The following is a 22,037-nucleotide window of genomic DNA, read 5'->3' as shown; positions in this document are numbered from 1 at the left end:
GGCCTAATGCCCGGCGGTCTTCAGCTGGCCGATCCGCTCGAGGATGCTGTCCTTCAGCGAGGTCGGTGCCTTCTCCCTGCAGGAGCGCTTCACGACCTCCCGGATGACGCACTCGAGGTCGTGCTCCTTGGCGCACACCGCGCAGCTGTCGAGGTGCGCCTTGATCTCCACGAGGTCCTTGTGGGAGAGCTCGCCGTCAAGGTAGTCGTACAGCTTCTCGATCCGCGCATCGGGGCAGTCCCCCAATTCGTCGCAATCCTTCATTTTGCACTCTCCTGTTTCGTGCCCTTAACACCCTCCACCGCGGCCGGGGTGCCCAGCCCCCGCTCCAGCGCGTACTCCGACAGGAGGTCGCGCAGCAGCTTGCGCCCGCGGTGCAACCGGGACATCACCGTCCCGATGGGCGTATTCATGATTTCTGAGATTTCCTTGTATGCAAAGCCCTCGACGTCCGAGAAGTACACCGCGAGGCGGAATTCCTCGGGGATCGACTGCAGCGCATTCTTAATGTCCGAGTCCGGCAGGTGGTCCAGCGCCTCGGCTTCGGCCGACCGCAGACCCGAGGAGGTGTGTTCGGCTGCCTTGGCCAGCTGCCAGTCCTCGATCGTGTCCGAATGCGACTGCAGCGGCTCCCGCTGGCGCTTCCGGTAGAGATTGATATAGGTGTTCGTCAGGATCCGGTACAGCCAGGCCTTGAGGTTCGTTCCCGGCTTGTACTGGTGGAACGCCGAGAACGCCTTGGTGTAGGCCTCCTGCACCAGATCTTCGGCGTCGCTGGGATTGCGGGCCATGCGCATGGCCGCCGAGTACAACTGGTCGACGTACTGCATGGCGTCCCGCTCGAAGCGGGCCTTGCGGTCTGCGTCCGATTCCGTGGATACGTCCAACTGGTCATTTTCGGTCGAGCTGCTGCCCGCCGGAGCTGTTGTATTCATTGGGGGAAAGTCTACGCGCCCGCTGCCGGGCGCCGCCGAGCGGCTCCGCTGCTCCAGCGTAACGTTCAGCTGGAAGTCGGGCGCGAGCTGTTCCGAAACACTTGCCGGTGTACCCAATGTGCCCCCGTCCGTCGATTTCGCTTACTCAGATGGAACCCCGGTGAGGCCGGCCTTATTCCACCGGCTCCCCCGGCACGGCGAGGGATCACCGCAGAGCACATATTTCCGGCGGGATCACCACCTGCCGGTACGGCGGCGGGCGGATCGCCTCCCACGTCCAAAAGTGCAAAACTAGACCCAGCGTGCTTCGTAAGTTCCGAATCATCATGAACACCGGCGCCGGTGCGCCGGCAACCAGGAGGCTCTTGTGACCCTTGTCCGCGTTATCGCCCGACCACTGACCGCCAGCAGCTTCGCCTTCTCGGGGGTGGACCGGCTGCGGAGCGCAGGAAAAAGCGCCGAGCAGCTCGAACCCGTCCTGGCCCGGCTGGGCAAGGCCGTCCCCTCCCTGGCCCCGGTGACCGGTGACGCCAAGCGGGTCGCCCAGGTCCTCGGCGGCGTGCAGCTCGGCGCGGGCATCCTGCTCGGTCTGGGACGGTTCTCCCGGGTCGCCGGAACGCTGCTCGCGGTCTCCGCCGCGGCCAACACGCTTGTCGATTTCAAGTCGGCGGACTCCTCGACGCCGGCAGCCCGCAAGGAACGCCGCGGCCAGCTGCTGCGCAACCTTTCCCTCGTCGGGGCGGCGCTGCTGGCCTCCGTTGACACCAACGGCCGCCCGGGGCTGGCCTGGCGCGCTGAGCACTTCGCCTCGGGTGCCAAGAAGAACGCGGTGGGCCTGAGCAAGGACGCCCGCAAGCAGCTGAAGAAGGCCGATATCGCCGTCCGCCGCACCGCCGCCGACGTTGTGGGTTCCTAACCTCCATGGCCCATCCTTCTGCCGGGACCGCCGTGCCTCAGCAATCTCCAGGCGTCTGGCCGGCCCCCCGGCCCGGCGCGCCCGTCGACGCCGTCGTTGAGGTTCCGGGCTCCAAGTCCCTGACCAACCGGTACCTCGTCCTGGCGGCCCTGGCCGACGGACCGTCGACGCTGCGCAACCCGCTCCACTCCCGCGACTCGGCGCTGATGATCGACGCCCTGCGCGCGCTCGGCGCTACGGTCACCGCGATCGAGGGGACCGGGCGGTTCGGGCCGGACCTCCACGTGGTTCCCTTTCCCCGGGAGCGCCGGGAGCGGCGGATCGACTGCGGGCTGGCCGGAACGGTGATGCGCTTCGTGCCGGTGCTGGCCGCCCTGCAGGAGGGTGCCACCGCGTTCGACGGCGATCCGCACGCCCGTCAACGCCCCATGGGTGCCACGATCGGCGCCCTGCGCGGCCTGGGGGTTCCGGTCGACGACAACGGCGCGGGCGCCCTTCCCTTCACCGTCGACGGCCGCGGCGCCGTCGAGGGCGGGCATCTGGCGATCGACGCCGGCGCGTCCTCGCAGTTCGTCTCAGCGCTGCTCCTGGCCGGGGCGGCGTTCACCCGCGGGCTTCACCTCGAGCACGCCGGCGGCCGGCTGCCCAGCCTGGAGCATATTGCGATGACGGTGAGGGTGCTTCGAAGCGTCGGTGTCGAGGTCGATGACAGTGTCCCGACGTCCTGGCGGGTCAGCCCCGGCCCGATCCGCGCCTTCGACATCGCCATCGAACCGGACCTCTCCAACGCCGGGCCGTTCCTCGCCGCCGCCGTCGTCACCGGCGGCAGGGTGACCATCCCGAACTGGCCGGCGGAGACCACCCAGGTGGGCGACGCGTGGCGGCAGATCCTTCCGCGCCTGGGCGCCTCGGTGGAACTGGCAGGCGGCGCCCTGACGGTCACCGGCGGCCCGCGCATCACCGGCGGGGATTTCGCCGACACCAGCGAACTGGCGCCGACGGTGGCCGCGCTGTGCGCCCTGGCCGAGACCCCGTCGACCCTGAGCGGCATCGCCCACCTGCGGGGGCACGAGACGGACCGGCTGGCGGCCCTGGTGCGTGAGATCAACGCCCTGGGCGGGAACGCCGAGGAAACCGCGGACGGCCTCCTCATCCGGCCCGCCCCGCTTCACGGCGGCGTGTTCTCCACCTACGACGACCACCGCATGGCCACGGCCGGCGCGGTGATCGGCCTCACCGTCGACGGGGTCCTCGTTGAAAACATCGCCACCACGGCCAAGACGCTGCCGCAGTTCCCAGAACTGTGGGCGCAGCTCGTGGCCACAGCGCGCACCGGGGACTCGCCGGGTGACTGAGGCCGGCAACCGGAGGGGCTCCCGGGCCTGGGACGAGTCCGACGTGCGGATCCGCCCCAACAAGAAGGGCTCCCGCCCCCGCACCAAGAACCGCCCGGCCTACGAGGACGCCGTCACCGGCAGGATCGTCACCGTCGACCGCGGCCGCTACACCGCCGTCGTCGATGAGGACACCCCCGACGAGCGGCTCATCGTGGCGGCGCGGGCCCGCGAGCTGCGCCGCAGCGCCGTCGTCGCCGGCGATCTGGTGGCGCTCGTCGGCGACCTCTCCGGCGGCCCGGACTCCCTGGCGCGCCTGGTGCGCGTTGAGGAGCGGCGCACCGTGCTGCGCCGCAGCGCCGACGACACCGACCCGGTGGAGCGCGTCGTGGTCGCCAACGCCGACCAGCTGGTCATCGTGGTCGCCGCCGCCAACCCGGAACCGCGCACCGGATTCATCGACCGCGCGCTGGTGGCCGCCTACGACGCCGGCATCCGCCCCCTGCTGTGCGTCACGAAGGCGGATCTGGTGGACCCGGCGCCGCTGCTTGCCAACTACGAGCACCTCGACCTGCGGGTGGTGATCAGCAGGACCGCCGCCGACCCCGGCGGCATCGAGGCAACCTCCGACGACGGCGCCTCGGCCCGCCTCTCGGGCGGGGCCATCAGCACCCTGCGGGAGGAGCTCGACGGACAGGTCAGCGTGCTGCTTGGCCACTCCGGGGTCGGCAAGTCCACCCTGGTCAACGCCCTCACCGGCTCCACGCGCGCCACCGGAGGCGTCAACGCCGTCACGGGACGGGGCCGCCACACCTCATCCTCGGCCGTTGCGCTCAAGGCCGCCGGGTCCGCCCCCGGCACCTGGATCATCGACACCCCCGGCATCCGGTCCTTCGGCCTGGCCCACGTCGACCCCGACCGGATCCTCCAGGCCTTCCCCGACCTTGAGCCGGGCACCGCCGACTGCGAACGAGGCTGCCTCCACGACTCCAACGCCGTGAACTGCGGCCTCGACGGATGGGTCGCCAGCGGTGCCGCCGGCGAATCCGGGCCGGTGCGCCTGGCCTCCCTCCGGCGCCTGCTCGGCGCCGGGTCCTCGGACTCCCGCCAGGCGGCGCAGGAGGCGAAGGAACTGGGGAGCCAGTAAACCCTGTTAGACTGAAGTCAGTTGTTGTGTTGCGCATTGAATTTCTGGCCTTGAATCCTCCTTTCGGAGTTCGAAAGCTGTTTTGATAAGCGAAAACGAACACCACGACGAGCGCACCGGAGTTCGGGGCGTCTCTCACAAGGTAAGGATCTAAAAATGGCTACAGGTACAGTGAAATGGTTCAACGCTGAAAAGGGCTTTGGTTTCATCGCTCCCGAAGACGGCGGCGCCGACGTGTTCGCACACTTCTCCGCAATCAATTCGAACGGCTTCCGTTCACTCGAAGAGAACCAGAAGGTCAACTTCGAGACCACCCAGGGACCCAAGGGCCCCCAGGCTGAGAACATCACCGTTCTCTAAGGTTTCCCTCCTCCGGGAATGCAACCTCCGGCCGCGCTGAGCGGCCGAACCAAGGGTCACCGCTGCGGCATCCGCCGCCGGTGGCCCTTGGCCGTTAACGGCCCCGGTGGAGGCCGGGGGCCGCTCTGGACCTCCCGCGGCGCCGCCATCCGGTGGTCCTCCTAGGTGTTGTTCGACCGCGGTGCGCCCATGCCGGCGTTCACCTTGTGCGGGCCGGCCGCCGAGGGACGCACATCGAAGTCGAAGATCGCCGTCGGGATGTAGACCGTCGAGCACGAGTTGGGGATGTCCACCACGCCGGACAGCCTGCCCTCGATCGGCGCCGACCCCAGCAGCAGGTAGGCCTGCTCGGGGCTGTAGCCGAACTTCGTCAGGTAGTCGATGGCATGAAGGCACGCGCGCTGATAGGACAGGTGCGAGTCGAGGTAGTGCTGCTTGCCATCAAGGGTCACCGACGTGCCCGAGAAGGCGATCCACTCGCTGTACCGGGGGTCCACGATGCCGGGCATGAAAATGGCGTTCTCGCTCACGCCGTAGGTTTCCATGCCTCCCTTGATCACATCGACTCGAAGGTCGATGAAACCGCCCATCTCGATCGCGCCGCAGAAGGTGATCTCGCCGTCACCCTGGGAGAAGTGAAGATCGCCCAGTGAGAGGTTCGCTCCGTCGACGAACACCGGGTAGAAAATCCGGGTGCCTTTCGAGAGGTTCTTGATGTCCTGATTGCCGCCGTTCTCCCGGGGCGGTGCCGTGCGCGCGGCCTCCCCTGCCACCCGGTCGAACTCCGACGCCGCCAGGCTGCCCAGCACCGCCTCCCGCGGTTCGGGCGGCAGCGCGAGCGGCGGCACGCGGTTGGGGTCGGTGGCGATCAGGTCGCCTTCGCGCTGGTTCCACTTCGCGAGCAGCTGGGCGGAGGGCGCCGTACCCATCAGGCCGGGGTGGATGAGCCCTACATAGGACACCTCCGGAACATGCCTCGAGGTTGCCACCTGCCCGGTGAAGTCCCAGATCGCCTTGTAGGCGTCGGGGAACTGGTCCGTCAGGAACCCGCCGCCGTTGTTCCGCGCAAAAATACCGGTGTAGCCCCACCCCTGCCCGGCCAGAGGCCCCGAGTCCTCCTGCGGAATTGGTCCGACGTCGAGGATATCGACGACGAGGAGGTCACCCGGCCTCGCTCCTTCGACGGCGAAGGGCCCGCTGAGCTTGTGGACGGTGAGCAGCGGGGCGTTGAGGATGTCGTCTGCGGAGTCGTCGTTGACGATGGCGCCGTCGAACCATTCACGGCAGTGGACCCGGAACGAATCTCCGCGCCTCACCGTGGCGACCGGCGGAATTTCCGGATGCCACCGGTTATGTCCGACTTTCTCCTGGTCTTCGAATTTCTTGGACGAATCGAGCGGAAATATGACGTCAGGCATTTGAACTCCTCCAATATCTGGATCTGGCCGCACCCATCAACTAGGGCCGCGGCAGTTTCTGGTGTAGCGGATTGGACGAATAGGGCGAGGTCCTGCGTGCATTCGTCGATGGCAGCGTCCCGGTCACCACCTGAGGTTCCGATGCACTCCGGTGTGTTGAATCGATCAGCGAAAAGGCCGCCGTGCCCGCCCTGGAAAGGTGGGGCGCGCTGATCTTTCGCCGCGCCTCCTGGCCGCAGGTGGGGCAGACCTGTTCGTCCGCTGCTGCTTCCATGGGACGGATCACTTCGAATGCTGCGCACTGAGGACAGGAATACTCATAGATGGGCATAGGGCAGACCTTTCTTTGGGCAATCGACACTCAGGCCGGCGACACAGCCGCCCCCTCCTCCGACGTCTTTCCGCGCGGGATGCCTTTCCGCCCGAGGAAGAGTCCTGCCGCCAGGGCGGCCACCGCCGCAACCGTCACCAGCAGGGCAAGCCCCGCGTTCGTGTCATACCTGCCCACCAGCAGGAAGAACGCCGGAATCGTCCCGGTGATGTGGGCGACGAAGATCGTGAACCAGCCGGTGGCATAGGTCAGGGAGTCCCGCCCCAGTGCCAACAGGAGGAAGAACAGGAACCAGAGAACGGCCCAGGTCAGCCAGATGACACCGAAGACAGGGTCCCCCACGAGGGTGAACTGGAGGGCGCCGATCACGACAGCACAGACGGCAACGAATAGCGAGAACCAGCCAAGGCCCTCACCGCTGACTCCGGTGACCTGGAGTATCCCAACGTAGAGGTAGGTGAAGCCGAAGAGATACAGGCCGGCAGCCCCGAAGATCGTGGGCAGGTCGTTATTGGCCTGAATGAGGATGATGGTTGGGAAGACAACCTGCATCGTCCCGACAAAGAAATTGAGAATGGCCGCGGATTTACCGGGGACTACCCCGATAAGCATTAGCCCGTTGATGAAGAGAACCGCGCCCACGTATAGCAAACCAACGCTGCTCATGGCGCTCCGTCGCAATACCAGGAGTGGAGGGAGATATAAGGCGGCTGTTCCTGGTCGCCCCGGTGGGGATCCGGAAACAGCGGACGACAGCAGAAGAATTACGTTGTGACGGCGAGCCTAGTCCTGCCCACCAGGAGTGTCGACACCGGCCCGGCCGCCCGCGCCCGGCGTGGACTCCTGGAAAGCCGGTGGATATAATATGCAGTCGTCCTGTGCGCTCGAGTGGGGAATGGAGAACGCGGGTCGCCTCCCCGGCTGGGAAGCTGCAATCATTCTCGGTTCCACGGGCATAGTCGGGCCCCGGCGCCTTTTCCGGGTAATGGCCCCGGAAGCGATAAGTTGAAGGCATGAACCTCGTCCAGAGCTACAACGATGACCTGCGCCTCGCCCACGTGATGGCGGACTCGGTCGATGACCAGACCATGTCCCGGTTCCGGGCGCAGGACCTCCGCGTAGAGACCAAGCCCGACCTCACCCCGGTCACCGACGCCGACCGGGCGGCGGAGGAATCCATCCGCAGCCAACTCTCGCGCGTGCGCCCGCGCGACGCCGTGCTGGGCGAGGAGTTCGGGAGCACCGGGTCGGGGTCGCGGCGCTGGATCATCGACCCGATCGACGGAACCAAGAACTTCGTGCGCGGCGTGCCCGTCTGGGCCACCCTGATCGCCCTCGTGGACGAAGGCCGGCCGGTGGTCGGCCTGGTGAGCGCCCCGGCGCTGGGCAAGCGGTGGTGGGCGGCCGAGGGCACCGGCGCGTTCATGGGCAAGTCCCTGGCGGCCGCGACCCGGCTGCGGGTCTCGAACGTGTCCCGCCTCGAGGACGCCTCGCTCTCCTATTCAAGCCTCTCCGGGTGGAAGGCACGCTCTGCCCTGCCGGAGTTCGTCAACCTCACCGAGCGGGTCTGGCGCACCCGCGCCTACGGGGATTTCTGGTCGTACTGCCTGGTGGCGGAGGGCGCCGTCGACATTGCGTGCGAACCCGAGCTCAACCTTCACGACATGGCGGCGCTGGTCCCGATCGTGACCGAGGCCGGCGGACGGTTCACCTCCCTCGACGGGACCGACGGCCCCTACGGCGGCAACGCGCTGGCCACCAACGGCACGCTCCACAGCGACGTGCTCCGGATGCTCAACCCGCAGATGGACGATCTGCTCTGACGGGCGCACACCGGGGAGCTCCCGGCGGCCCGCGCAGGCCCGCACCGGCGCGCAGCGGACCCCGGATGGACCCCGGCCGCCGGCGCTCGCTGGCCGCCGGTTACCTCACCGGCGCCGGCCGCTACGACCGCGTCCGTCCGTCGTACCCCGAGCAGGTCGTGGAATGGGTGGTGCCGCCGGGTGCCGAGTCCGCCGCCGACCTCGGTGCCGGCACCGGGATCTTCACCCGCATGCTGCTCGACCACGGGCTTACGGTGACCGCCCTCGACCCCTCCGCGGACATGCTCTCCGTGCTCGCCTCCCGCCTGCCCGGTGCGGCCGTGCTCACCGGAACCGCCGAGACCACCTGCCTGCCCGGCGCCTCCGTGGACCTTGTCACCCTCGCCCAGGCCTGGCACTGGGTCGACCCTGCGGCCGCCACGGCGGAGGCGGCCCGCGTCCTCGTGCCGGGCGGCACGCTCGGGGTCCTCTGGAACCAGCTCGACGTCGGCCTGCCGTGGGTCCACCGGCTCTCGCGCATCATGCACGCCGGTGACGTCTACTCCCCCGGGTACCGGCCCGACTTCGGGCCGCTCTTCACCCGGCCCGAACCGATGAGGGTGCGCTGGACCCAGGAGCTGGACGCCGCCGGGGTGGTCGACCTGGCGAAATCCCGCAGCTACTACCAGCGCGCCTCGGAGGCCACCCGGGCCCGGCTCGAGGCCAACCTGCGGTGGTACCTCCACGACTACCTGGCGTTTCCACCGGACGCGGTGATCTCCCTGCCGTACTTCACCTACGCCTGGCGGGCCAGGGCCCACACCGCCTCCCCATAGCGTTACGGGCAACCGAAGCCCTATATTTAGGTATGCCGAAATTCCTTGCGGGCCTCCTGCTGTGTACGGGCCTCGCACTCACCGGCTGCGCGGGAGCGCCGGCGCCCGCCGCCGTCTCGGACGACCGCCCCGTCGTCCTCACCACCTTCACCGTGCTCGCCGACCTCGTCGACGAGGTGGGCGGCGGGCACGTCCGGGTGGAGTCGGTCACCAAGGTCGGCGCCGAGATCCACGGCTACGAGCCGACGCCGTCGGACCTCATCCGCGCCCAGGATGCCGACCTCATCCTCGACAACGGGCTCGGCCTCGAGCGCTGGTTCGAGCGTTTCCTGCTTTCAGTCGACGCCCCCCACGTGGTGCTCTCCGACGGCGTCGAACCCGTGGACATCCGCTCCGGCGACTACCGCGGCCTTGCCAATCCGCACGCTTGGATGTCCCCGCTCGCTGCCCAAACCTACGTCGACAACACGGTCCGGGCGCTCTCGGACCTCAGCCCGGAGCACGCGGCGGCCTTCGAGGCCAACGGGGCGGCCCTCAAGGCCGAACTGCAGGCCCTGCTGGAGACCCTGCGGGCCGGCGCCAGCAGCACCGAGGGCGCGGCGCTGGTGACCTGCGAGGGCGCCTTCTCCTACCTGGCGCGCGACGCCGGGCTCAAGGAGGCGTTCATCTGGCCGGTGAACGCCGACGCCGAGGGTACGCCCCGCCAGATCCGCGCGGTCATCGACTTCGTCTCCCGCCACGATGTCCCCGCGGTCTTCTGCGAATCGACGGTGAACCCCTCCGCCCAGGAGCAGGTCGCCGCCGCCACCGGCGTGAGGCTCGAAGGGCCCCTGTATGTCGATTCCCTCTCCGGCCCGGACGGCCCGGTTCCGACCTTCCTTGACCTGCTGCGCTACGACATCTCCCTGATCACCGAAGGACTTTCCGGATGAGCACCCTCTCCGCCGCCCCGCCGGCCCTGCGGGCCACCAACCTCACCGTGAGCTACAACGACGTGCGCGCCCTCGATGGGGTGGGCGTGAGCGTGGAAACGGGCAGCATCTGCGGCCTTGTCGGGGTCAACGGGTCGGGCAAGTCGACGCTCTTCAAGGCCCTCATGGGCCTGCTCGTGCCGGCCGCGGGCACCGTTGAACTGTTCGGGCGCACCAGCCGGGAGGCCCGCCAGCGCGGGCTCGTCGCCTACGTGCCCCAGGCCGAGGACGTCGACTGGGACTTCCCGGTCTCCGTCGCCGACGTCGTCGCCATGGGGCGCTACGGGCTCATGGGCCCTTCCCGGCGCGCCTCGGCCGCCGACCGGGCCGCCGTGGACGCCGCCCTGGAGCGGGTGGGTCTGGCCGGGCTCCGCCGCCGGCAGATCGGCGAACTCTCCGGCGGGCAGCGCAAGCGGGCGTTCGTTGCCCGCAGCATCGCCCAGGACGCGAAGCTGCTGCTGCTCGATGAACCCTTCGCCGGGGTTGACCGCTCCAGCGAGGCAACCCTGACCGCGCTCCTCAAGGAACTGCGCGACGAGGGCCGGTCGGTGCTGATGTCGACCCACGACCTCGCCGGGGTATCCCAGCTGTGCGACTCGGCCGTCCTGCTGCACAACCGGGTCCTCGCCCGGGGCCGGCCCTCGGACGTGCTCACCCCCAGCAACCTCGCGCTTGCCTTCGGCGGCGCCCTCGAAATCCGGGAGCCCTGAGATGGACCTTCTGAACTGGCTCACCGAGCCCCTGCAGTACGGGTTCCTGACCCGGGCCCTGATTGTGACCGTCGCGGCAGCCGTGGTGTCCGCCGTCCTTTCCTGCTGGCTGATCCTGATGGGCTGGTCGCTGATGGGTGATGCCGTCTCGCACGCCGTCCTGCCCGGGGTGGCCCTGGCCTACATCGTCGGGATTCCGTTCTCCATCGGTGCGTTCATCTTCGGAGCCGGCGCCGTCGCGCTGATCGGGGTGGTGCGCTCCACCACGAAGCTCAAACCCGACACGGTGATCGGCGTGGTGTTCACAGCCTTGTTCGCCGCGGGGCTGGCCATCGTCTCCAGCACCCCCTCGCAGATCGACCTGCTTCATATCCTGTTCGGCAATGTGCTCGGGGTGACCGACGGCGAACTGTGGCAGGTGCTCATCCTCGGCGCCGTGACCCTCGCGGTGGTGCTGTTCAAGCGCCGCGACCTGACCCTGCTGGCCTTTGACCGCACCCACGCGCACGTGATCGGGCTGAACACGAAGTTCCTCTCGGCGCTGCTGCTGGGCCTGCTCGCGCTCAGCGTGGTGGTGGGCCTGCAGGCGGTGGGCATCATCCTCGTGGTCGCCATGCTCATCACCCCCGGCGCCACGGCGTTCCTGCTCACCCGCAGCTTCGACCGCATGCTGGTACTGGCCGTCGGCATTACGGTGGCCGCCTCCCTCGCCGGAATCTACGCCAGCTACTACCTCGATATCTCCACCGGCGCCGCCGTCGTCCTCGCCCAGTCCCTCGTCTTCACCGTGGTCTACCTGGTGGCCCGGCCCAACGGCGTGCTCTGGCAGCGCCTGCGCGTGCGCCGCAGCCGCCGGCATTCCCCCTCCGCCGAGGCACACGTGGGAGACGCACCGGCCGGGGCGGTGTCCTGAATGGGGCCGAGGAACATTCCGGCCCTGAGCATCGGTTCGGCGAGCGTCCAAGATTACGTCAAGACCGTCTACGCCTTCACCGAGTGGCAGGACAAGCCCATCACGGCGTCACAACTGGCCGGGCGGCTGTCCATCGCGGCCTCCTCGGTGACCGAGATGGTCGGCAAGCTCGTGGATTTGGGCCTGGCGGAGCGGGAGAGATACGGCCCCATCCGGCTCACCCCCGAGGGACGCCGGCTCGCCCTGGCCATGGTGCGCCGCCACCGGCTCCTTGAAACCTTCCTCGTGCAGGAGCTCGGCTACCGCTGGGACGAGGTGCACGACGAGGCGGAGGTGCTTGAACACACCGTCTCGGACGCCTTCATCGAACGCCTCGATGCCAAGCTCGGGCAGCCGCACCGCGACCCGCACGGCGATCCGATTCCCACAGCCGATGGGCACATCCGCCTTCCGGCGGCCTTTCCCATCGCCACGCTCGACGACGGGCACCGCGCCCGCCTGGCCCGGGTGAGCGACGACGACCCGGAGGTGCTGCGCTACCTCAGCGGCAGGTCCGTGGGCCTTGACGTTCCGCTGACGGTCACCGGCCACCGGCCGTTCGGCGGGGCCCTGGCCGTCGTGTTCGACACCGCGGCGGGGCCGGCCGCGGTGGAGGTCAGCGACGCGCTGGCGCAGGCCCTGTGGGTCGAGACCCTGGAGCCCCACCCCGGCTGCGTCATGCCGGCCGCCGCCGGCTGACCGGTCCGGTTTCTAATTGCGTTTCCGGCTGGTGTGCCCGGTGTCCTTAGACTGGTCAGGAAGTGCCGCGTCACGACCGTACCCCACGACCCCGGAGCCGCCCCATGACCACTCTTGGCCTTGAAGAGGAGTACCTGCTGGTGGACCCGGCCTCGGGCCTGCCCGTCCACCGAGCCACGGACATCCAGGGACGGCTCGAGCTGACCCCGGAGATCGACCCGGACGACATCCAGCGGGAACTGCTCAGCTGCCAGATCGAAACCGCGACGCCGGTGTGCAGCACGCTGACCGAGGCCGAGGAGTCCCTGCTGAACTTCCGGCGGCAGCTCAACGCGGCGGCCCGCGAGTTCGGGGTGCTCGCCGCGGCGACGGCCACCGCCCCGCGCATCGAGCAGGAGTACCCCCAGCTGACCGACAAGCAGCGCTACCACGAGCTGAAGGCCAGCGCCCCCGGGATCGTCGGCGACCAGTTCGTCAACGGGCTGCACGTCCACGTCGGCATTCCCGACAAGGAGACCGGGGTCCAGGCCCTGAACCGGATCCGCCCATGGATCCCCATTGTCACCGCCCTGAGCACAAATTCCCCGTTCTGGCTCGACCGGGACAGCGGATTCGGCAGCTGGCGGCTGGTCCACTACCGCCGGTGGCCGGTGCAGGGTGTTCCGCCGGTCTTCGAGGACGCCGCCGACTACGAGCGGCGCATTGAGCGCCTCGTCGCCACCGGGGTGATCATCGATCGCGGGGTCCTGACCTGGATGGCGCGCCTGTCCGACCGCTACCCGACCCTTGAGGTCCGTGCCGGGGACGTCCAGTTGGAGGCCCAGGACTCAGTGCTGATCGGTGCGCTCATCCGCGCCCTGGTCACCACCGCCGTCGCCGACGCCGACGCCGACACCCGCTTCCTTGACCCGCAACCCGAACTGCTTGACGCCGCCCTGTGGCAGGCCGCCCGGGACGGGCTCACCGGCGGCTCTGTGGACCTGCGCACCGGCACGCTCACACCCGCCCGGGCCCAGATGGAACGCCTGCTGGACTACGTGGGCCCCGCCCTCGACGCCGCCGGGGACACCGCCTGGGTGCAGGCGGGCCTGGCCACGGTCTGGGAGCAGGGCACCGGCGCCGAGCGGCAGCGCCGGGCCATGAAGGAAGGCGGGATGCCCGCCCTGCTCGAGCTTTACTCCTCCACCCTCATCAACGAGCGATAGGGCGCCCGTCAGGACACGTCGAGGATGCGTACCTCCCAGGGGCGCAGGGTGTCCGGCTCGTGCCCAGCGGCGTCCCGGAGGTTGCCGTCCCGGGCGGTGCCGGCGTCGCCGTCCCCGTAGTTGCCAAGCAGCAGCGTGCCGCCGCCGAGCCCGGGCGGAAGCCCGAGGGGCTCCCCCGAGACGTTCCCGAGCACCCGGAGCACGGCGCCGTCCAGGGTCCGGGTGAACGCGTAGAGCACCGGATGGTCGGCCTGCTCGAGTTCGAATTGTCCCAGCTGCACCACCGCGCTGCCGTGCCGCAGAGCGATCAGGCGCTGGTAGAACCGGTAAACCGAGCGCGGGGAGGAGCGGTCGAGTTCGGCGTTGACCGTTGGATAATTTGGGTTGACGGCGATCCAGGGTGTGCCGGTGGTGAAGCCGGCGTTGGCCCCGCCGGTCCACTGGACGGGCGTGCGCGCGTTGTCCCGGCTCGTCCTGCGCAGGGCGGCCAGGACCTCCTGCGGGTCCCGGCCGAGCTTCATCGTCGCCTCTTCGTACCAGTTGAGGGATTCGACGTCCCGGAAGTCCTCGATGGAGGTGAAGGGCACATTGGTCATGCCCAGTTCCTCGCCCTGGTAGATGTACGGGGTGCCGCGGTGAAGGTGCAGCAGGGCCGCCCACAGCGTCGCGGATTCGTAGCGGTAGGCGCCGTCGTCGCCGAAGCGCGACACCAGGCGGGGCTGGTCGTGGTTGTCGAGGTAGAGGCTGTTCCAGCCCGTATCCGCAAGGCCCTTCTGCCACCGGTTCCACGAGGTTTTCAGGTCGCGCAGGTCAAGCCCCCGGTAGTCCCACTTGCCGCCGGGACCCTGGTCGAGGCTGACGTGTTCGAACTGGAAGACCATGTCCACCTCGGCGCGGGCGGGGTCGGTGAACAGCCGAGCCTCATCCACAGTGACCCCGGGCATCTCCCCGACCGTGATCAGCTCGGCCTCCCGGCCGGCGAACACCTCCCGGTGCATCTCGGCGAGGAATTCGTGGATCCGCGGGCCGGACATGAACTGGGGTCCGCCGTCGCCCCACAGGTGCCCGGGCGGGACGGCGCCGTCGGCCAGCGGGAGGGTCTTGGAGACGAAGTTGATGACGTCCATCCGGAAACCGTCGACGCCGCGGTCGAGCCACCAGTTCATCATGTCGTACACGGCGGCGCGGACCTCGGGATTCTCCCAATTGAGGTCCGGCTGCTCCCGGGCGAAGAGGTGGAGGTAGTACTGCCCGCTGGCGGGATCGAGGGTCCAGGTGGGGCCGCTGAAGAAGGACCCCCAGTTGGTGGGCTCGGCGCCGGGTTCCCCCGGCGCGAAGCCTTTCCGGGGGTCCCTCCACCAGTACCAGTCCCGCCGGGGGCTCTGCGGGGAGGACGCGGAGTCAAGGAACCACGGGTGCTCGCTGGAGGTGTGGTTCACCACCAGGTCCATCACCAGCTTCATGCCGCGGGCATGGAGGCCCGCCACGAGGGCGTCGAAGTCGGCGAAGGTTCCGAAGACCGGGTCGATGCGCTGATAGTCGCTGATGTCGTAGCCGTTGTCCTTCTGGGGCGAGGCGTAGACCGGCGAGAGCCAGAGGATGTCGACGCCCAGCTCGGCCAGGTAGTCCAGCCTGCCAAGGATCCCGGCGAGGTCGCCGTTGCCGTCCCCGTCGGCGTCGGCGAAACTGCGCGGGTACACCTGGTACACGACGGCGCGGGTCCACCAGGGCGCGGGTGTTTCGGTCATGGGCGGCTCGCTTTCGGTAGGGGCATGGCGGTGCCGGCGGACACCGGGCCGCTACCGGCCTTCATTGCGCCGCAGCAGCCCGATGATGAGGCAGAGCAGGCCCAGGGCCAGCGGAATCAGGGTGTAGAGGGTGTGGGTTCCTCCCACGTAGCTCATGATGAAGATGTAGATGAAGCTTCCGCCGACAAGCAGCCAGCCCAGGATGATCAGCGGGCGCCCGCGGTGCGGCGGGGGCAGCGGTGGAAGCCATGACGGCCTGTCGGTGGAGCTCATGGCGCCAGTCTAGTGTTGCCGCGCCGGCCGCCGGTGCTTCTCCGGGCGGGGAACGGCAATCCACGCGGGAACCTGCGGCAGGGGTTAAACTGAACGGCCCCAGGCTCTCCGGATTCCGGAAGGCCTGGGGCCGGGGTCCGCCGCCGCCGGAAGGAGGCGGAGGATCAGGTGGAGATGGCGGGAATTGAACCCGCGTCCGATGCAGTGTTGTCAGGGCTTCTCCGGGCGCAGTTTGCGTCGGTTTTTCTCAGCTCCAGCCATCGTGCAAACAAGTGGCTGCCGAGCTCAGTTGTATTAGAGTCCCCCTGGTTCCTACAACAAAAACCAGGAGCAGTGGCCCTCTAAATGACGCCAGGATCCGGGGCGAGAGCAAACCCGGTCTGACGGACTAGCTAGGCTGCTTAGGCAGCGAGAGCGAAGTCAGTGCGCTTAGATTCGGCACTTATTGTTTTACAGAGAGCGTTAACGAGATAACCCTGTATCCTCGGCCCGCTTCCCCTGTCGCGACTAACATCGTCGAAACCTGTCATCCCCGTATTCAGTTACCAATGTCCGGAACCCGCCGCGAGGCGTGTCCCAGACGTTTAGTGTAACGCATGTGCCGCCGCGGTGATTCCCTGCGGCGAATCCCTCAGTGATTCCCTCCGGGGGCTTGACGGACCGGCGTCAGAAGCGGATGCCGAGGATGACCACCTGGGCCTGCCACAGGGCGACGACGACGAAGGACACCGTCACGAAAGCGATCCCGAGAGCCGCCAGGGCCGTGGTGGCTGCCTGCTTACGCCGGAAGCTCCACCAGAACACCGCGGCATTGAGCAGCAGGAGCACCGGTGATATCCACACCAGCACCTGGGCCAGGTAGATGTAGATCAGGAAGAAGAAGGGGATCAGGGAAAGGATCCCCACCGGAACAATGGCGAACAGGAGGAGCAGGTCGACCACGGCGCCGAGGGTGACCCACCACGGGCGCTTATAGCGCAGCTCCGACTCGTCGGGGTGCTCGGATTCCTCCTGCGCCTCCCAGAAGACATCGCTCATCAGGCGCCGAGGTTCTTCTCGCGCATTGCGCGCAGCGCCTCGCGGTTGTCCTGCTTTTCGCGCAGCGTCTGGCGCTTGTCGTAGTCCCGCTTGCCGCGGGCGACGGCGAGTTCGACCTTGGCCCGGCCATTGAGGAAGTACAGCTGCAGGGGCACCAGCGTGAAGCCTGACTCGCGGATCTTCTGGGAGATCTTCGTAAGTTCCTCGCGGTGCAGCAGCAGTTTCCGTCGGCGGCGGGCGGCGTGGTTGGTCCAGCTCCCCTGCGTGTACTCGGGGATGTGGATCGCCTCGAGCCACAGTTCGTCGTTGTAGAACACCGCGAAGCCGTCAACGAGGGAGGCCCGCCCGGCGCGCAGGGACTTCACCTCGGTGCCCATCAGGGCGATGCCGGCCTCGTAGGTGTCGAGGATTTCGTAGTCGTGCCGGGCCTTGCGATTGGTGGCCACTACCTTCCGGCCACTTTCCTTGGGCACGGCAAACTCCTTCAACAGCGGGGCGGGCCGGAGCCCGCGTGGAATAAGTGGGTCCTATTCTACGGCTACAGGAGACCCGAAGGATCCACGAGGCTGCCGTTGAGCACCGCCTCGAAGTGCAGGTGGCAGCCGGTGGAGTTGCCGGTGGTCCCGGTGTAGCCGATGAGCTGCCCGGCGCTTACCCGCTGTCCCGGATATACGTTGAAGCTGGCCAGGTGGTAGTAGTTGGTCGCCAGGGCATTTCCGGCCCGGACCCCGTGGTTGAGCACGATCCGGTTTCCCGCGCCCTTGAGGGCATCGGAGTCGGCGTACCAGACCTCGCCCGACGCCGGAGCGTACAGCGGGGTGCCGCAGCCGACCCCGTAGTCGAGCCCGGTGTGGGTGTACCCGCCGGTGCCGTTGAAGTCGATGGTTCCGATCGGGGTGGGGCGCCAGCCGAAGCCGGAGCTGACCGGGCCGTTGACCGGCGCGATGAGCTTGAAGTCGGAGGGGTTTCCCAGGACCGGCGGCTTGATGACCGGTGCGACCGGGGCGACCGGAGCAGGGGCCACCGGCGGGGCGGGTGCCACTGGGGCGGGGGCCGGACGGTTCTGCGCGGCGGCCTCGGCGGCCCGGCGCTCGTTCTCGGCCCGCTGCTCGGCGGCCCGGCGTTCGTTCTCAACGCGGGCGGCCTCGGCGGCGGCCGCGACGCGGCGTTCGGTTTCGACCCGCGCCCGTTCCTCGGCCTCGGCCTTGAGCCGGGCCTCCTCGGCCTTGCGCGCTTCCTCGAGGAGGCGGCGCTGGCGTTCGGCGATGTCGGCCGTCACCTTCTCATGGGCCTCTTCAACGCTGGCCAGCTGCGCTTCGATGATCGGCTTCTGCTTCTGGAGCTTCGCCGAGAGGGTCGAGGTGTCGGCGATGAGCGTGTCGACCTTGGCCTTCTCGGTGGCGGCGGCGTCCCGCGCCGCCTGTTCGGCCTGGAGGGCGGCCTCGGCCTTGGACTTCAGGTCCTTGATTTCAGCCTCGACGGCGGTGAGGCGGGCCTGGCTGTTGGCGTTGGTCGCGCTCTGCTGGGAGAGCCGGTCCATGGCCGCGTTCTGTCCGCGCAGCGCCTGGTCCACCATGTCCATGGAGTCTGTGAGGCTTTCGGCGCCGTCGGCACCGAGCATGAGGGAGACGTCCGAGGGGACGCCGCCGTTCTTGTAGGCCTGGGTGGCGATCTGTCCGATCACCTTGCGGGTGTCCTCGATGGCCGCCTTGTCCTTGGCGAGCTGGTCGGCGATCTTCGTCTTGGTTTCTTCGGCGAGCTGCACGCGCATCGCCAGCGCGCTGACCTCGTTGGCCGCGGATTCAACCCGTCCCTGCGCATCGGCGAGGGCCTGCTGGGCCGCCGGGAGCTGCCCCTGGTACACCTTCAGCTGTGCGATGGTTTCGGTGATGTCCTCATCGAGGTACTCGATGGACTGCTGCACTTCGCTGATTTCCGACTCGAGGGCCGACTTGCGGTCCTCGAGGTCGTCGGCGAAGACGGGCGTACCGAAGCCCAGGGCAAGGGCGGCCGCAAGCGCGATCGAAACCCCCGCCGTCGTACGGATGAAGAAGGGCCGAGGGCCCCGATGCACCGAGCGTAAATCCATGAATTGTACCTGTCCCCTAGTACTGCCAAATCGGCCCTAAACCTTCACGTAGCGCCGCAGGGTCAGGAGTGATGAGACCCCAGCCAGCAGCGCGCCCAGAAGGATAAGCGCCGGAACCAGCAGGAGAACCTGCTGATCCGAAATGAACGCCGTCTCCGGATACTCGCGGGCGAGCCAGCCGCCGATGACGAAGCGGGACATTCCCCACAACGCACCGGAGGCCAAGAGAGCTCCGACAACAGCGGCGATTACCCCTTCCAGGATGAAGGGCAGCTGAATCACTGCCTTTGAGGCTCCGACCAGCCTCATGATCCCGGTTTCCCGCCGTCGGCTGAATGCCGACAGCCGGATGGTAGTCGCTATGAGGAGTATTGCACACACTGTCATCACCCCCGCAACCAGTAAAGCCCCTAGTGAGGCGCGGTTCATGACGGAAAAGACCTTTTCGAGCAGCTCCCGCTGGTCGCTGACGATGTCGACGCCGGGCAGGGAGGAGAAAGCCTCGTTGATGACCTCGTACTTCTCGGGGTCGACGAGGTTCACCCGGAAGGACTCGGGGAGCTGATCCGCGGTGACCGAATCGACGATCGGGGAGTTGGCGAACTGGTCCTTGAAGTGCCCCAGCGCCTCGTCCTGGGATTCGTATTCGACCGACGCGACGTAGGGGGTGAAGGCCTCCGACTCGAGCATGGCGCGGATGGTGTCCCGCTGCTCCTCGGTGACCGGGCCGGCGGCGCAGCTGGGCGAGGTCGAGTTCTCCACGCACAGGAACACGGCCACCTGCACGCGGTCGTACCAGTAGCCCTTCATCTGGTTGATCTGCAGCTGCAGCAGTCCGGCCGCGCCGACGAAGGTCAGGGAGATAAAGGTGACCAGGATGACGGAGATGACCATCGAGAGGTTCCGGCGGAGCCCGGAGCCGATTTCGGAAAGGATGAACGCGAGCCTCATTCGGCCACCGCCTCCGTCTCGCCGATGTAGATGCCCTGGGCGTCATCGCGCACCACCGCGCCGTTGCGCAGCTCGACGACCCGCTTGCGCATGGTGTTTACGATGTCGTCGTCGTGGGTGGCCATGACCACGGTGGTGCCGTTGGAGTTGATGCGGTCGAGCACCTTCATGATGCCCATTGAGGTGGTGGGGTCGAGGTTTCCGGTCGGCTCGTCCGCGAGGAGAATGCCGGGACGGTTCACGATGGCGCGGGCGATCGCCACGCGCTGCTGCTCACCGCCGGAGAGTTCGTGGGGCATGCGGTTGTTCTTGCCTTCGAGGCCCACGGTCTTGAGCACCTCGGGGACGGTCTCGCGGATGACCGCGCGGCTCTTGCCGATGACCTGCATGGCGAAGGCGACGTTGGCGAAGACCGTCTTGTTGGGCAGCAGGCGGAAGTCCTGGAAGACGACCCCGATGCCGCGCCGGAGCCGGGGCACGCGCCAGCTCGGAATGTTGGCCACGTTCTGGCCGGCGACGTAGACGGCGCCGCGGGAGGCACTGTCCTCCTTGAGCACGAGGCGGATGAAGGTCGACTTACCCGAGCCCGAGGCCCCGACGAGGAACACAAACTCGGACCGGTCCACCTCGAGGGAGACCGAATCGAGTGCGGGGCGCGACTTGGCGTCGTACACCTTGGTGACGTTTTCGAATCGGATCATGACTACTCTGCGCCCATTGTGTCCAGCCGGTTCACGGGCATTTGCTGGAGGAAGGAAGGACCGGCTCCTCGACTATAGCCACGCCTGTTTGCCTTCCGGGAAAGCCGCACCGTGTGTCGGAAGTGAAAGTTGTTGTTTGAACACCACCCGAAACGGGACCGCCGCACCCCGCGAAGCAGCGTTCATGCTGCCTAATATAGGGCACCGCCTGCCCGCCTGTTGAGGAAATTGGCGACTCAGGCAGGAAAGAGGCGCAGGGAACCTGCCCGCGGTTCGGTGGCACTGTGCGGACCCGGCATACGGCGTGCGGCCGCGGGGTGCCTACCCGGTGCGCCTATTGGGCGTCGGCGTTGCGGTTGTTCGTGCGCCAGCGGATGCCGGCGTCGATGAAGTCGTCGATCTCGCCGTCGAACACGGCCGAGGTGTTGCCCACCTCGTGCTCGGTCCGGAGGTCCTTGACCATCTGGTACGGGTTCAGGACGTAGGATCGCATCTGGTCGCCCCACGAGGCCTTGACGTCGCCGGCGAAAGCCTTCTTCTCGGCGTCCTCCTGCTCCTTCTTGAGCAGCAGCAGCCGCGACTGGAGCACGCGCATGGCGGCGGCGCGGTTCTGGATCTGGGACTTCTCGTTCTGCATGGAGACGACAAGCCCGGTGGGAAGGTGGGTCAGGCGCACCGCCGAGTCGGTGGTGTTCACGGACTGGCCGCCGGGCCCGGAGGAGCGGAACACGTCGACGCGGATGTCGTTGTCCGGCACCTCGATGACGTCTGTCTGCTCGATGAGCGGGATGACCTCGACGGCCGCGAAGGAGGTCTGGCGGCGGCCCTGGTTATCAAAGGGGCTGATCCTCACCAGGCGGTGCGTCCCTGCTTCCACCGAGAGCGTCCCGAAGGCGTAGGGGGCCTTCACCTCGAAGGTCGCTGACTTCAGCCCGGCCTCCTCGGCGTAGGAGGTGTCGAGGACCTGGGTGGGGTAGCCGTGGCGTTCGGCCCAGCGCAGGTACATGCGCAGCAGCATCTCGGCGAAGTCTGCGGCGTCCACTCCCCCGGCGCCCGAGCGGATGGTGACGACGGCTTCACGCTCGTCCCACTCACCGGCGAGCAGGGTCACGATCTCGAGCTGGTCAAGGGCCTTCCCCAGCGACACGAGCTCCTTTTCGGCCTCGGCCAGGGTGTCCTCGTCGGCCTCGGCCTGCCCGAGTTCGACCATGATCTCCAGATCGTCGATCCGGGTCTGAAGCGTTTCGAGGCGCTCGAGAGCGGACTGCCGGTGGGAGAGCTTGGAGGTGATCTTCTGCGCCGCGGCCGGGTCGTCCCACAGGTCCGGGGCGCCGGCCTCCTCGCTGAGCTCCGCAATGTCCTTGCGGATCCCTTCGACGTCGGAAACCTGTTCGATCGAGGTGTACTTGGCGCGCAGTGCGCGGATCTCTGCGGAAAAATCGGTGGCTGCCATGGTGAGTCCAGCCTACGTCATCCGCACCGCGGGATCCCGTCCAGGTGCGGGCTGCCCGGGTCCGGGACCGGCCGGTCGCGCCCCGCGGGCGGACCGGCCTCCTGGGGCCGGAAAGCCGGATACCCTCCCTTTAATTGGGTAGGGGCGGGGCCCCAGCTCCCATTGACA

At 67.9% G+C, this 22,037-nt stretch carries 24 protein-coding genes and 1 other RNA gene; 11 read left to right on the top strand and 14 right to left on the bottom strand.

The window, feature by feature from the left end; all coding sequences use genetic code 11:
* Positions 1-3: 3 nt before the first annotated feature.
* Positions 4-264, bottom strand: coding sequence for a mycothiol system anti-sigma-R factor (gene rsrA / locus GVV77_RS10740; protein WP_159618164.1), 261 nt, complete (start codon positions 262-264; stop codon positions 4-6).
* Positions 261-1,004 carry a sigma-70 family RNA polymerase sigma factor gene (locus GVV77_RS10735; RefSeq protein WP_159618220.1) on the bottom strand — a complete coding sequence of 248 codons (744 nt, stop codon included), beginning with the start codon at positions 1,002-1,004 and terminating at the stop codon, positions 261-263. The genes rsrA and GVV77_RS10735 overlap by 4 nt, the downstream gene beginning before the upstream one ends.
* A gap of 298 nt (positions 1,005-1,302) precedes the next feature.
* Between GVV77_RS10735 and GVV77_RS10730 the strand changes: the two genes are divergently transcribed.
* The 4 genes from GVV77_RS10730 to GVV77_RS10715 all read left to right on the top strand — a co-directional run bounded on the left by GVV77_RS10730 (position 1,303) and on the right by GVV77_RS10715 (position 4,692).
* Positions 1,303-1,851, top strand: coding sequence for a DoxX family membrane protein (locus GVV77_RS10730; RefSeq protein WP_159618163.1), 549 nt, complete (start codon positions 1,303-1,305; stop codon positions 1,849-1,851).
* Between the two features lie 5 nt (positions 1,852-1,856).
* Positions 1,857-3,206: a 3-phosphoshikimate 1-carboxyvinyltransferase gene (gene aroA, locus GVV77_RS10725; protein WP_159618162.1), complete on the top strand. Its 1,350-nt coding sequence runs from the start codon at positions 1,857-1,859 to the stop codon at positions 3,204-3,206.
* Complete coding sequence (rsgA, locus tag GVV77_RS10720; protein ID WP_159618161.1) at positions 3,199-4,332, top strand: ribosome small subunit-dependent GTPase A; 1,134 nt, start codon at positions 3,199-3,201, stop codon at positions 4,330-4,332. The genes aroA and rsgA overlap by 8 nt, the downstream gene beginning before the upstream one ends.
* Positions 4,333-4,488: 156 nt before the next feature.
* Positions 4,489-4,692, top strand: coding sequence for a cold-shock protein (locus GVV77_RS10715; protein WP_026532371.1), 204 nt, complete (start codon positions 4,489-4,491; stop codon positions 4,690-4,692).
* 161 nt (positions 4,693-4,853) lie between these two features.
* Here the strand turns inward: GVV77_RS10715 and fmdA are convergent, their stop codons facing one another.
* The 3 genes from fmdA to GVV77_RS10700 are packed head-to-tail and all read right to left on the bottom strand — an operon-like array spanning position 4,854 to position 7,107.
* Positions 4,854-6,110: a formamidase gene (gene fmdA, locus GVV77_RS10710; protein ID WP_159618160.1), complete on the bottom strand. Its 1,257-nt coding sequence runs from the start codon at positions 6,108-6,110 to the stop codon at positions 4,854-4,856.
* Positions 6,111-6,150: 40 nt separating this feature from the next.
* The gene (locus tag GVV77_RS10705; RefSeq protein WP_159618158.1) at positions 6,151-6,441 is read right to left on the bottom strand and encodes an FmdB family zinc ribbon protein; all 291 of its coding nucleotides are present in this window, start codon (positions 6,439-6,441) and stop codon (positions 6,151-6,153) included.
* Positions 6,442-6,471: 30 nt separating this feature from the next.
* Entirely contained in the window at positions 6,472-7,107 is a 636-nt protein-coding gene (locus GVV77_RS10700) for an AmiS/UreI family transporter (protein WP_159618156.1), read from the bottom strand.
* 347 nt (positions 7,108-7,454) lie between these two features.
* On the opposite strand from GVV77_RS10700, the gene hisN reads away from it, so the two are divergent.
* The 7 genes from hisN to GVV77_RS10665 all read left to right on the top strand — a co-directional run bounded on the left by hisN (position 7,455) and on the right by GVV77_RS10665 (position 13,616).
* Positions 7,455-8,264, top strand: a complete 810-nt coding sequence (hisN, locus tag GVV77_RS10695) for a histidinol-phosphatase (protein WP_159618154.1) — start codon at positions 7,455-7,457, stop codon at positions 8,262-8,264.
* A gap of 65 nt (positions 8,265-8,329) precedes the next feature.
* Entirely contained in the window at positions 8,330-9,079 is a 750-nt protein-coding gene (locus GVV77_RS10690; RefSeq protein ID WP_159618152.1) for a class I SAM-dependent methyltransferase, read from the top strand.
* 32 nt (positions 9,080-9,111) lie between these two features.
* Positions 9,112-10,011: a metal ABC transporter solute-binding protein, Zn/Mn family gene (locus GVV77_RS10685; RefSeq protein WP_159618150.1), complete on the top strand. Its 900-nt coding sequence runs from the start codon at positions 9,112-9,114 to the stop codon at positions 10,009-10,011.
* Positions 10,008-10,760, top strand: coding sequence for a metal ABC transporter ATP-binding protein (locus GVV77_RS10680; protein WP_159618148.1), 753 nt, complete (start codon positions 10,008-10,010; stop codon positions 10,758-10,760). Before GVV77_RS10685 ends, GVV77_RS10680 begins: the two co-directional genes overlap by 4 nt.
* Position 10,761: 1 nt before the next feature.
* Complete coding sequence (locus tag GVV77_RS10675) at positions 10,762-11,673, top strand: metal ABC transporter permease (RefSeq protein ID WP_159618146.1); 912 nt, start codon at positions 10,762-10,764, stop codon at positions 11,671-11,673.
* Complete coding sequence (locus tag GVV77_RS10670; RefSeq protein WP_159618144.1) at positions 11,674-12,411, top strand: metal-dependent transcriptional regulator; 738 nt, start codon at positions 11,674-11,676, stop codon at positions 12,409-12,411.
* Positions 12,412-12,515: 104 nt separating this feature from the next.
* Positions 12,516-13,616, top strand: a complete 1,101-nt coding sequence (locus tag GVV77_RS10665; protein ID WP_159618142.1) for a carboxylate-amine ligase — start codon at positions 12,516-12,518, stop codon at positions 13,614-13,616.
* A gap of 8 nt (positions 13,617-13,624) precedes the next feature.
* On the opposite strand, the gene GVV77_RS10660 is transcribed toward GVV77_RS10665, so the two are convergent.
* The 9 genes from GVV77_RS10660 to prfB form a co-directional block, all read right to left on the bottom strand.
* Positions 13,625-15,364 (bottom strand): alpha-glucosidase, encoded by a 1,740-nt coding sequence (locus GVV77_RS10660; RefSeq protein ID WP_159618140.1) that lies wholly within the window; start codon positions 15,362-15,364, stop codon positions 13,625-13,627.
* A 51-nt stretch (positions 15,365-15,415) separates the two neighbouring features.
* Positions 15,416-15,637, bottom strand: a complete 222-nt coding sequence (locus tag GVV77_RS10655) for a hypothetical protein (protein ID WP_159618138.1) — start codon at positions 15,635-15,637, stop codon at positions 15,416-15,418.
* A gap of 166 nt (positions 15,638-15,803) precedes the next feature.
* Positions 15,804-16,171, bottom strand: a transfer-messenger RNA (tmRNA) gene (gene ssrA, locus GVV77_RS10650).
* A 132-nt stretch (positions 16,172-16,303) separates the two neighbouring features.
* Positions 16,304-16,675: a hypothetical protein gene (locus GVV77_RS10645; protein ID WP_159618136.1), complete on the bottom strand. Its 372-nt coding sequence runs from the start codon at positions 16,673-16,675 to the stop codon at positions 16,304-16,306.
* A complete protein-coding gene (gene smpB / locus GVV77_RS10640) occupies positions 16,675-17,148 on the bottom strand; it encodes an SsrA-binding protein SmpB (RefSeq protein ID WP_120165137.1) in 474 nt (157 codons plus the stop codon). The genes GVV77_RS10645 and smpB overlap by 1 nt, the downstream gene beginning before the upstream one ends.
* Positions 17,149-17,213: 65 nt before the next feature.
* Positions 17,214-18,764, bottom strand: a complete 1,551-nt coding sequence (locus GVV77_RS10635) for a M23 family metallopeptidase (RefSeq protein ID WP_159618134.1) — start codon at positions 18,762-18,764, stop codon at positions 17,214-17,216.
* 36 nt (positions 18,765-18,800) lie between these two features.
* Positions 18,801-19,715, bottom strand: coding sequence for a permease-like cell division protein FtsX (ftsX, locus tag GVV77_RS10630; RefSeq protein WP_159618132.1), 915 nt, complete (start codon positions 19,713-19,715; stop codon positions 18,801-18,803).
* Entirely contained in the window at positions 19,712-20,416 is a 705-nt protein-coding gene (gene ftsE, locus GVV77_RS10625) for a cell division ATP-binding protein FtsE (protein WP_120165134.1), read from the bottom strand. The genes ftsX and ftsE overlap by 4 nt, the downstream gene beginning before the upstream one ends.
* A 334-nt stretch (positions 20,417-20,750) precedes the next feature.
* Positions 20,751-21,869: a peptide chain release factor 2 gene (gene prfB, locus GVV77_RS10620; RefSeq protein ID WP_159618130.1), complete on the bottom strand. Its 1,119-nt coding sequence runs from the start codon at positions 21,867-21,869 to the stop codon at positions 20,751-20,753.
* Between the last annotated feature and the right edge of the window lie 168 nt (positions 21,870-22,037).

Origin of the sequence: Arthrobacter zhaoguopingii (assembly GCF_009828605.1) — a bacterium.
Taxonomy (GTDB): Bacteria; Actinomycetota; Actinomycetes; order Actinomycetales; family Micrococcaceae; genus Arthrobacter_D; species Arthrobacter_D zhaoguopingii.
Note: the sequence above shows the minus strand (reverse complement) of the source record. Positions and strands in the feature narration are given on the sequence as shown.